Raw genomic sequence first — 10,489 nt, 5'->3', positions numbered from 1 at the left:
GGATACCGTGGCAACTCGGACCGTCCGCAGCAGGGTGAGCGTCCTCCGTACCGTGGCAATTCGGACCGTCCGCAGCGTGATGGTGAGCGTCCTCCGTACCGGGGCAATTCGGACCGTCCCGCCGCCGGGGGATACCGTGGCAATTCGGACCGTCCGCAGCAGGGTGGTGAGCGTCCTCCGTACCGTGGCAATTCGGACCGTCCCGCCGCCGGGGGATACCGTGGCAATTCGGACCGTCCGCAGCAGGGTGGTGAGCGTCCTCCGTACCGGGGCAATTCGGACCGTCCCGCCGCCGGGGGATACCGTGGCAATTCGGACCGTCCGCAGCAGGGTGGAGAGCGCCCTCCGTACCGCGGCGGCTCCGAGCGCCCCTCCACCGGTGGGTACCGGGGTAACTCTGAGCGTCCGCAGCAGGGTGGGGAGCGTCCTCCGTACCGGGGTAACACTGACCGTCCCTCCGGCGACGGCGAGCGCAAGCCCTGGGCCAAGGACGGCACCCGTCCCGAGCGCAGCGACCGCCCGCAGCAGGGCGGCGACAAGCCGTGGACTCAGCGCGGCGGTTCGCCGAACCGCGCCGGCGCCCCGCGTGGTGACGCCGGAAAGAAGCTGTGGACTCGTGACGGTGCCCCGGCCCGCGGTGACCGCGATGCCCGTGTCGTCGAAGAGGAGATGACCGAAGAGCAACGCATGCAGCGCGAGCTCCGGTCGGTGCGCCCGCGCCACGACGACCCGGAACTGCCCGACGACATCACGTCGCAGGACCTCGACCGGATCGCCCGCAACGAGCTCAAGACCCTCAGTAAGGACAACGCCGAAGCCGTCGGCCGCCACCTGGCCATGGCAGCCCGCGTCATCGAGGAAGACCCCGAGCTGGCACACCGTCACGTCATGAGCGCCGCCCGGCGCGCCGGCCGCATCGCCGTGGTACGCGAGAGCCTCGCGATCACCGCGTACGCCACGGGCGACTTCGCCCTGGCGCTGCGGGAACTGCGCACCTACCGCCGCATCTCCGGTTCCAACGATCAGCTCGCGCTGATGGTGGACAGTGAACGCGGCGTGGGCCGCCCGGACCGGGCGCTCGAGCTGGGACGTTCCGTCGAGCGCGCCTCGCTGCCGGCATCCGTTCAGGTTGCCCTGGCGATCGCCATGTCGGGTGCCCGACTGGACCTCGGCGAGACCGAGGCCGCTCTCAGCGAGCTCGAGATCCCGCAGCTGAACCCGAAGACCGCGTTCTCCTACAGCGCCGAGCTTTTCGCCGCCTACGCCGAGGTTCTCGGCGAGCTGGGCCGCGACGACGAGGCCGAACTGTGGAACGAGCGGGCCGAACGGGCCGACGCCGCCGTCTCTGGCGAGACCGCGTTCGACGAGACCATGGAGATCCTCGAGATCGACGAGGAAGAGTCCGACGAGGAAGACGACCAACACGATATCGACTTCGACGACGACGCGACCGATGTCTCCGACGATGAGTTCGCGGGCCAGGCCGCCGACGACGCCCCTGACGACGACGCCCCTGACGACGACGCCCCTGACGACGACGCCCCTGACGACGACGCCCCTGACGACGACGACGCCGACGATGCTGCTGCTGACGAAGACGAAGACGCTGACGCCGCTGACGCCGACGAAGATGCCGCCGCCGACGACGCCGCTGACGACGCCGCTGGCGCCGACGAAGACGACGCCGCCGTCTCTACCGACGACGAGGCGGAGCACGATGCTGAGGCGTCGCCGCGTGGGTGAGTCGGTCACCCCGCTGACCGGCGTCGACGTGGTGCTGGCCGACCTGGACGGCGTGGTCTACGCCGGTCCGTCGGCCATCCCGTTCGCGGTCGAGAGCCTGAATCGCGCGGCCGAAACCGTGCGGGTGGGCTACCTCACCAACAACGCGTCCCGCACCGACCAGTCCGTGGCGGACCACCTCTCCGAGCTTGGCCTGCACACCGTGGCGACGGATGTCGTGACCTCGCCGCAGGCCGCCGTGCGGCTGCTTGCGGATGAGGTGCCGGCCGGCTCGCGCATCCTCGTGATCGGAGGCGAAGGTCTCCTGACCGAGGTCGAAAAGGGCGGCTTCGTCGTCACCCGCTCGGCCGACGATGCTCCGGCGGCCGTGATCCAGGGTTTCTCGCCCGATCTCGGCTGGAAGGACCTGGCCGAGGCCGCGTTCGCCCTGCACTCGAACGACGACGGCGTGGAGATCCCCTGGATCGCCACGAACACCGACTGGACCATCCCGGTGGCCCGGGGGATCGCGCCCGGAAACGGCACCCTCGTCTCCGCCGTGCACATCGCCGTCGGACGCCTGCCCATCGTGGCCGGCAAGCCCGAGGTGGCCATCTTCACCGAGGCCATCACCCGGTTCGCGGCCCATGCGCCCCTGTTCATCGGAGACCGCCTCGACACCGACATCCTTGGCGCGAATCGCGCCGGCATCCCGGCCGTGCTCGTGCTCACCGGCATCGACAAGGCCAAGCAGGCGCTGGCCGCCGACGCCAAGTCGCGGCCGACCTACCTCCTCGACGACCTGCGCCAGCTGCATGAGCCCTATCCCGAGACGGTGTTCTCCAAGGATGGCTCCTCCGCCACGGTCAGCGGGGCGACGGTGCGCATCGTCGGCACCGACGTCACGATCGTGGCCGAGGGTGACGGGGCGATCAACCTGCTCCGCGCCGCCTGCGCCGTGATTTGGGCATCCGGTCGGCCCATCTACGGACTCAATGTTCCGGAGCGACTGTATCTCGGACGGTAACGTGGAGAGGGTGAATCAGCCCCGAATGACGACGGACGACGTGACCCGGGATCTTCCCCCGCGGCTCACCGCGATCGAAGACCTGCCCCTCGAGGAGCGCGCCGCGGCGTACGCGCGTGAGCACGACGGGCTGCGGGACCACCTCGAAGGCGGAGACGTTCCCCGGGCGAGCCACTCATGACGGAATTCGACGCAACCCCGAACGACGGCCCTGCAACCCCGATTGACGGCCCCGCAGACACGAGCGCGTCCGACCCCAGTGTCACCGGTGACCGGATGCCCGACCAGCGCCTCGATTCGGCCCTCGCCGAGCGCGGCCTGGCCCGCTCCCGCACCGTGGCCGCGCAGCTGATCGTGGCCGGACTGGTCACGGTCGACGGCCGACCCGTTGTGAAGGCATCCGCCAAGGTGCGGGACACCCAGCTGATCGAGGTGGCGGCCACCGACCACTACGTCAGCCGCGGCGCCCACAAACTCATCGCCGCCCTCGACGCCTTCGCCATTCCGGTGGAGGGCCGCACGGTGCTCGACGCCGGCGCGTCCACGGGCGGCTTCAGCCAGGTGCTGCTCGAACGCGGCGCCGACCAGGTCATCGCGGTCGACGTCGGGCATGGGCAACTGGCCCCGCAGCTGGCGGCCGAGCCGCGGCTCGTGCTCGTCGAGGGGTTCAACCTGCGCTACGCCACGGCCGAGAAGATCGCGGCCGCCTCCGGCGTGCCGCAGCGGGCCGACCTGGTCGTGGGGGACCTGTCCTTCATCTCCCTGCCCACCGTGCTGCCGGCCCTGGTGGCGACCGCCGCCGAGGGGGCCGATTTTGTGCTGCTGATCAAGCCGCAATTCGAGGTCGGCAAGGGCAGCATCCGTGAGGGCATCGTTCACGATCCCGGCCTGCGCGCCGACGCGATCGCCGGCGTGCTCTGGGCGGCCTGGGACCTCGGCCTCAGGACGAACGGCCTGATCGCCTCGCCGATCGCCGGCGGCGCCGGAAACCGCGAGTACCTGTGCTGGCTGTCGAGCGCGGTCGGCAGCAATCCGACAGAATGGATCGAACGCACAACGGCGCTGGTGGGAGTGACTAAATGAGTGCAGCAGCACGCAACATCCTCGTCGTCGCGCACACCGGCCGCACGGACTCCCTCGAGGCCGCGGTCACCGTCTGCCAGCAGCTGCTGGCCGCCGGAGCCGTGCCGGTCCTGGCCCGCAACGAGCGCGCCGATCTGCTCGCGCACTGCCCCGACCTCGACGACCGGCTCGCGATCCTGCACGAGAGCATCGCGACCACCGAACTCGAACTTGTGATCGTGCTCGGCGGCGACGGCACCATCCTGCGCGCCGCCGAAATCGTGCGCGGCTGCTCCGCCCCGCTGCTGGGCATCAACCTCGGCCACGTCGGCTTCCTCGCCGAGAGCGAACGCGACGACCTGGGCGAGGCGGTCCGCCGCGCTCTGCTGCGCGACTACCTGGTCGAGGAGCGCATGTCCCTCGCCGTTCGGGTCAAGCTCGGCGACGAGGTGATCTACGAGACCTGGGCGCTGAACGAGGCCACGGTCGAGAAATCCAGCCGGGAACGGATGCTGGAGGTCGTCATCGAGGTTGACGGCCGCCCGCTCTCCTCCTTCGGTTGCGACGGAGTGGTGATGTCCACGCCCACGGGCTCCACCGCCTACGCCTTCTCGGGCGGCGGCCCGATCGTCTGGCCGACGCTCGACGCGCTGCTGCTCGTGCCGCTCAGCGCCCACGCCCTCTTCGCCCGCCCGCTCGTGGTGGGCCCGGACTCCTCGCTCGCCGTGGAGGTGCTCGCCCGCACCGGCGGGGCCGCGGTGCTCTGCGCCGACGGCCGCCGCGTGCGCGACCTGCCACCTGGCTCGCGCGTGATCGTGCGCCGGTCACCGATTCCGGTGCGTCTGGCCCGCCTGCACAGCGGCCCGTTCACCGACCGTCTGGTCAACAAGTTCAACCTGCCCGTCACGGGCTGGAGAGGCCCGGTCGGCCGTGAATAGGCGGTCCGCATGATCGAGGAACTCGTCATCCGTGACCTCGGCGTCATTGCTGAAGCCACCCTCCCGCTCGGCCCCGGCTTCACCGCCGTGACGGGCGAGACCGGCGCCGGCAAGACCATGGTCGTCACCGCGCTCGGGCTACTGCTCGGCCAGCGCGCCGACCCCGGTCTGGTGCGCCAGGGCCAGCCGCAGAGCTGGGTCGAGGGCCGCTGGCTGATCCCCGCCGACGGCACCGTCGCCACCCGCGTGCGCGACGCCGGGGGAGACCTCGACGGACCCGAACTCATCCTCAGCCGCTCCGTCTCCGCGGAGGGCCGCAGCCGGGCCGTGGTCGGCGGGCGCAGCGCCCCCGCCGGGGTGCTCAGCGACCTCGGCGGCGACCTCGTTGTCGTGCACGGCCAGTCCGACCAGGTGCGCCTGCGCTCGGCCGTCGCCCAAGCCGCCGCCCTCGACCGTTTCGCGGGGCCGACGCTCGCCGACACCCTCGACCTGTTCCAGGCGGAGTACCACCGCTGGCAGGGTCACCAAGCCGACCTCGAACGACTCGTCGACGAGCAGGACCAGCGGGCCCGCGAGGCCGACGAGCTGCGTGCCGCGATCGACGAGATCGAACTCGTCGCCCCGCAGCGCGGCGAGGACGATGCCCTCGGCGAACGCGCCGAACGTCTCGGCAACCTCGAGCAGCTGCGCGTCGCGGCCGCCCAGGCCCGGGAACTGCTCTCCGCCGAGGAGAACCCCGACGACCTGCCCGACGCCGTGGCGCTGCTCGACTCCGCCCGGCGCCAGCTCGAACGGGCCGGCGAGCACGACCCGGCCCTGCCGCCACTGGCCGAGGCCCTCGCGAACGCCGGCTTCCTGATCGCCGACATCGCCGCGCAGCTCTCCAGCTACCTGGCTGCCCTCGACGCCGACGGCGCCCGTGAACTCGAGGTGGTGCAGGAGCGTCGCGCCGTGCTCACCGGGCTGGCCCGCAAGTACGCCGGCGGCCTCGACGAGGCCATCGACTTCCTCGACACCGGCAGCGCCCGACTGCTCGAGCTCGACAGCGACTCCGACCGCATCGACTTGCTCCGCACCGAAACGGATGCCGCGCGCCAGACCGCCGACGACCTCGCCGACCGACTCACCGGCATCCGTCGCGCTGCCGCAGAGGCCCTCGGAGCAGCCGTCACCGTCGAACTGGCGGCCCTGGCCATGCCGAACGCGTCGCTGCTGGTCGAGGTCGACGACCGGGCCGAGATCACCGCCGCCGGACGCGACCTCGTGAAGATCCTGCTGCGTCCGCACGCGGGAGCCGAGCCCCGGTCGTTGGCGCGCGGGGCATCCGGTGGCGAACTGTCCCGGGTGATGCTGGCGATCGAGGTCGTCATCAACCAGGCCGACCCGGTGCCGACCTTCGTCTTCGACGAGGTCGACGCCGGCGTGGGCGGCGCCGCAGCCATCGAGATCGGCCGCCGCCTGGCCAGGCTCGCCGAGACGGCCCAGGTAATCGTGGTCACCCACCTCGCCCAGGTGGCCGCGTTCGCCGGCAACCACCTCAGCGTCGTGAAGGACAGCGACGGTTCCGTCACGGCCAGCAGCGTGCGCCAGCTGCAGGGCGACGAGCGCGCCGCGGAAATGGCCCGCCTGCTCTCCGGTCTGCCCGATTCCGCGAGCGGACTCGAACACGCCCGGGAGCTCATGAACCTTGCCCGCGCCAACCGTTAGGTCTGCCCGCACTGCTAGAGTCGAAGCCCGTGGTGGAAAATAAAAGCACGGACGAATCAGTACGCAACGACACGACGCGGCACATCTTTGTGACCGGTGGTGTCGTTTCTTCTTTGGGCAAGGGCCTGACGGCGGCCAGCCTCGGCAATCTCCTTACGGCCAGCGGTCTCCGCGTGGTCATGCAGAAGCTCGACCCCTACCTCAACGTCGACCCGGGCACGATGAACCCGTTCCAGCACGGCGAGGTCTTCGTGACCGACGACGGCGCCGAGACCGACCTGGACATCGGGCACTACGAGCGGTTCCTCGACATCAACCTGAACCAGGCCGCGAACGTCACGACCGGTCAGGTCTACTCGCAGGTGATCGCCCGGGAACGCCGCGGCGAGTACCTCGGCGACACCGTGCAGGTCATCCCGCACATCACCGACGAGATCAAACGCCGCATGCGCCTGCAGGCCAGCGACGAACTGCGCCCCGACGTGATCATCTCCGAGATCGGCGGCACGGTCGGCGACATCGAGTCCCAGCCGTTCCTCGAGGCCGCCCGCCAGGTGCGCCACGAACTCGGCCGAAACAACGTCTTCTTCGTGCATGTCTCCCTGGTGCCGTTCCTCGGCGCCGCGGGGGAGCAGAAGACCAAGCCCACCCAGCATTCGGTTGCCGCCCTGCGTTCCATCGGCATCCAGCCGGATGCGCTCGTGCTGCGCAGCGACCGTCCCGTCTCCGACTCGAACAAGCGCAAGATCGCGCTGATGTGCGACGTCGACGAAGACGCCGTGGTCAACGCGGTCGACGTGCCGAGCATCTACGAGATCCCCACCATGCTGCACGAGCAGGGCCTCGACAAGTACATCACCGACCACCTGGACCTGCCCGTCACCAGCGTGGACTGGTCCGGTTGGCAGAAGGTGCTCGACGCCGTGCGCGAGCCCCAGCACACCGTCACCATCGGCCTGGTCGGCAAGTACATCGACCTGCCCGACGCCTACCTGTCCGTCACCGAGGCGCTCCGCGCCGGCGGGTTCGCGAACCAGACGAAGGTCCAAGTCACCTGGATAGCCTCCGACGACTGCGAGACCGAGGAGGGCGCGAACCGCCTGCTCGGCGAGCTCGACGGCATCTGCGTTCCCGGCGGCTTCGGCGTGCGCGGCATCGAGGGCAAGCTCGGCGCCCTCAAGTTCGCCCGCGAGAACGGCATCCCCGTGCTCGGCCTCTGCCTCGGCCTGCAGTGCATGGTGATCGAATACGCCCGTAACAAGGCCGGCCTCACCGGTGCATCCTCGTCGGAGTTCGACGAGGACACCGAGTTCCCCGTGGTCGCGACCATGGAAGAGCAGGTCGAGATCATCGCCGGCGGCGACCTGGGCGGCACCATGCGACTGGGCCTCTACCCGGCCGCCCTGGCCGAGGGATCCCTCGTGGCCGAGCTCTATGGCGCCTCCGAGGCGTCCGAGCGTCACCGTCACCGCTACGAGGTCAACAACGCGTTCCGCTCTCAGATCGCGGATGCCGGCCTCTGGTTCTCCGGAACGTCACCCGACGGCCACCTGGTCGAGTACGTCGAGCTGAAGCGCGAGGAGCACCCGTTCTACGTGGGCACGCAGGCTCACCCGGAGCTGCGCAGCCGGCCCAGTCACGCGCATCCGTTGTTCCGAGGCCTGATCAGCGCGGCCCTGGACCGTCAGCAGGCCAGCCGCCTGTTCGAGGTCGAAACCAAGGAAGAAGCCTGAGTCGTGACCTCTGCATCCGCTGACAGTGTGACCGCCGAGAAGTCCGCCGAGTCCGCCTCCGCCCCATTGGCGGATGAGCCGGCGTTCGCGCCGGTCTCGGCCAGCGCGATCGTCTTCGACGGCAAGGTCTGGGATGTCCGCCGGGACACCTTCGGCTACAACGGTTCCGGCATCGTGCGCGAGTACCTGGACCACCCGGGCGCCGTGGCGATCCTCGCCCTCGACGAGCAGGACCGCGTGCTGCTGATCAAGCAGTACCGGCACCCCGTGCGCGTGCGCGACTGGGAGCTGCCGGCCGGGCTGCTCGACGAAGCCGGCGAGCACCCCCTCGTCGGCGCGCAGCGGGAGCTGGCCGAGGAGGCCGACCTGGTCGCCACCGAGTGGAACATGCTCGGTGAGTTCTACACCTCACCCGGCGGCAGCAACGAGGTCATCCGAATCTACCTGGCTCGCGGCCTCTCCGCGGCCCGGGAGGTCTTCGAGCGCACCGAGGAGGAAGCCGACATCGAGGTGCGCTGGGTTCCGCTGGACGACTGCGTCGACGCCGTGCTGGCCAGCCGGGTGCAGAACCCGTCGCTGGTGATCGGCGCGCTTGCCGCCCAGACGGCCCGGTCCCGCGGGTGGAGCACCCTCGGGGCAGCGGATGCGCCGTGGCCGCGGCATCCGGTCAATTGGGACCACACGGTGTGACCGGTTGGCCTCGCCCATCGATGTGAGCGGTTCCGGCCACGGTGTGCCTGATGCTGCCGATGGTGGGGCAACTCCTGCCAGGGGCAGCGCTGGTGCGAGCGTACCGGCGTCGCGGGACGCGGCAGGTGCGGCCGTTGCTGCGGCCGTGGACTCGTATCTGCGGCATGTGGCGATCGAACGCGGCCTGAGCACCAACACGGTGGCCGCCTACCGGCGGGACTTGGCGATCTACAGCCGGTGGCTGGCGGACGCGCACCTGACCGGGCTGGCCGACGTGACCCGGCAGCACATCTCCGACTACGTGCGGTTCCTGGGCTCCCGCGAGGAGTCGCCGCTGACCGCGGCGTCGATCGCGCGCATCCTCTCGACGGTGCGCGGGTTCCACCGCTTCCTGCTCGAGGAAGGCGTGGTCGACACGGATGTCGCGCACGAGTCCAAGCCGCCGAAGCTCGGCACCCGGCTGCCCAAGGCCATCTCGATCGAGCAGGTCACCCTGTTGCTCGCGGCGACCGACGGCGACGACGTGGCGAACCTGCGCGACAAGGCTCTGCTCGAGCTGCTCTACGCCACGGGCGCCCGCGTCTCTGAGGTGGTCAACCTCAACGTGGACGACGTGCTCGATCCCGAGGTGGTGCGCCTCACCGGCAAGGGCGACAAGCAGCGCATCGTGCCCGTCGGCAGTTACGCGCGCACGGCCATCGACACGTTCCTGGTGCGGGGGAGGCCGCTGCTCTCCGCCCGCGGACCGGCGACGCCGGCCCTGTTCCTGGGTCTGCGCGGCAAACGGCTCAGCCGGCAGAACGCGTGGCTGATCATCCGGGCGGCTGCCGAACGTGCCGGCCTCGACGGTCACGTGTCGCCGCACACACTGCGGCACTCCTTCGCGACGCACCTGCTCGAGGGCGGGGCCGATGTGCGCGTGGTGCAGGAGCTGCTCGGACACTCCTCGGTGGCCACCACCCAGATCTACACTCTCGTCACCGCTGACACCCTCCGCGACATGTACACGACCGCGCATCCCCGGGCGCGGGTTTCTCGTCCCGCCCCGCCGGTCGAGCCGCCGCCCGGTGGTTGAGCGGCCCGCCGGTGGTTGAGCTTGTCGAAACCCGGTGACCTGACCTGCGACCTGGCCCCGCCGGTGGTTGAGCTTGTCGAAACCCGGTGACTTGACCTGCGACCTGGCCCCGCCGGTGGTTGAGCTTGTCGAAACCCGGTGACCTGACCTGCGACCTGGCTCGCGGGCATCCGTCACCGTCGCTAACGCCGGAGTCTCTCGAGAAACGCCGCTCGAGCGGCTGCGGAACCCGGCGTGTCGCGACTTTCTCCTCAGTCACGTGTCGACGGATGCCACCAGCCGCCCCCGCTCGCGGTGCGGCACCTCGGCGGGGGAGCGAAGCCACCCGCGCGTCCCTGTCAGTGGTTGACCCGGCCGGACCTCGGGGCCCCGTCCCTCGAGCTCGCGGCTGACTGTTGCCGTTCCGGACGACTGTTGCCCGTGTACCGGCAACAGTCGTCCGGAACGGCAACACTTGCCGCCGGGTCCGCGGGTCCGCCGCGCGGAGCCGCGCGGGCAGCGGGGGCAGCGGGGGCAGCGCGGGCAGCGGGGGCAG

Annotated in this window: 9 protein-coding genes; all 9 read left to right on the top strand. The window is 70.5% G+C overall.

Annotated features, from left to right (window positions below):
• The first annotated feature begins 669 nt into the window (after window positions 1-669).
• The 9 genes from E3O67_RS07065 (at window position 670) to xerD (ending at window position 9,954) form a co-directional block, all read left to right on the top strand.
• Window positions 670-1,743 carry a hypothetical protein gene (locus E3O67_RS07065; RefSeq protein ID WP_174776805.1) on the top strand — a complete coding sequence of 358 codons (1,074 nt, stop codon included), beginning with the start codon at window positions 670-672 and terminating at the stop codon, window positions 1,741-1,743.
• A complete protein-coding gene (locus E3O67_RS07060) occupies window positions 1,718-2,749 on the top strand; it encodes an HAD-IIA family hydrolase (RefSeq protein WP_135102327.1) in 1,032 nt (343 codons plus the stop codon). Before E3O67_RS07065 ends, E3O67_RS07060 begins: the two co-directional genes overlap by 26 nt.
• 10 nt (window positions 2,750-2,759) lie before the next feature.
• Entirely contained in the window at window positions 2,760-2,930 is a 171-nt protein-coding gene (locus E3O67_RS16890) for a hypothetical protein (RefSeq protein ID WP_166787029.1), read from the top strand.
• 95 nt (window positions 2,931-3,025) lie between these two features.
• Window positions 3,026-3,832, top strand: coding sequence for a TlyA family RNA methyltransferase (locus tag E3O67_RS07055; RefSeq protein WP_134431859.1), 807 nt, complete (start codon window positions 3,026-3,028; stop codon window positions 3,830-3,832).
• Window positions 3,829-4,749 carry an NAD kinase gene (locus E3O67_RS07050; protein WP_135102326.1) on the top strand — a complete coding sequence of 307 codons (921 nt, stop codon included), beginning with the start codon at window positions 3,829-3,831 and terminating at the stop codon, window positions 4,747-4,749. Before E3O67_RS07055 ends, E3O67_RS07050 begins: the two co-directional genes overlap by 4 nt.
• 9 nt (window positions 4,750-4,758) lie before the next feature.
• A complete protein-coding gene (recN, locus tag E3O67_RS07045) occupies window positions 4,759-6,456 on the top strand; it encodes a DNA repair protein RecN (protein ID WP_135102325.1) in 1,698 nt (565 codons plus the stop codon).
• An 11-nt stretch (window positions 6,457-6,467) separates the two neighbouring features.
• Window positions 6,468-8,189, top strand: coding sequence for a CTP synthase (locus E3O67_RS07040; RefSeq protein ID WP_194088567.1), 1,722 nt, complete (start codon window positions 6,468-6,470; stop codon window positions 8,187-8,189).
• 3 nt (window positions 8,190-8,192) lie between these two features.
• Window positions 8,193-8,879 carry an NUDIX domain-containing protein gene (locus E3O67_RS07035; RefSeq protein WP_370260315.1) on the top strand — a complete coding sequence of 229 codons (687 nt, stop codon included), beginning with the start codon at window positions 8,193-8,195 and terminating at the stop codon, window positions 8,877-8,879.
• Between the two features lie 145 nt (window positions 8,880-9,024).
• Window positions 9,025-9,954 (top strand): site-specific tyrosine recombinase XerD, encoded by a 930-nt coding sequence (gene xerD, locus E3O67_RS07030; protein WP_241982055.1) that lies wholly within the window; start codon window positions 9,025-9,027, stop codon window positions 9,952-9,954.
• The last annotated feature ends 535 nt before the right edge of the window (window positions 9,955-10,489 follow it).

Source organism: Cryobacterium sp. TMT3-29-2, from assembly GCF_004564305.1.
In the GTDB taxonomy this organism is placed as follows: domain Bacteria; phylum Actinomycetota; class Actinomycetes; order Actinomycetales; family Microbacteriaceae; genus Cryobacterium; species Cryobacterium sinapicolor.
Note: the sequence above shows the minus strand (reverse complement) of the source record. Positions and strands in the feature narration are given on the sequence as shown.

Coding starts and splice junctions, on each gene's coding strand:
- E3O67_RS07060 (WP_135102327.1), top strand. CDS start 1,718: ATGCTGAGGCGTCGCCGCGTGGGTGAGTCGGTCACCCCGCTGACCGGC.
- E3O67_RS07055 (WP_134431859.1), top strand. CDS start 3,026: ATGCCCGACCAGCGCCTCGATTCGGCCCTCGCCGAGCGCGGCCTGGCC.
- E3O67_RS07065 (WP_174776805.1), top strand. CDS start 670: ATGACCGAAGAGCAACGCATGCAGCGCGAGCTCCGGTCGGTGCGCCCG.
- recN (WP_135102325.1), top strand. CDS start 4,759: ATGATCGAGGAACTCGTCATCCGTGACCTCGGCGTCATTGCTGAAGCC.
- E3O67_RS07050 (WP_135102326.1), top strand. CDS start 3,829: ATGAGTGCAGCAGCACGCAACATCCTCGTCGTCGCGCACACCGGCCGC.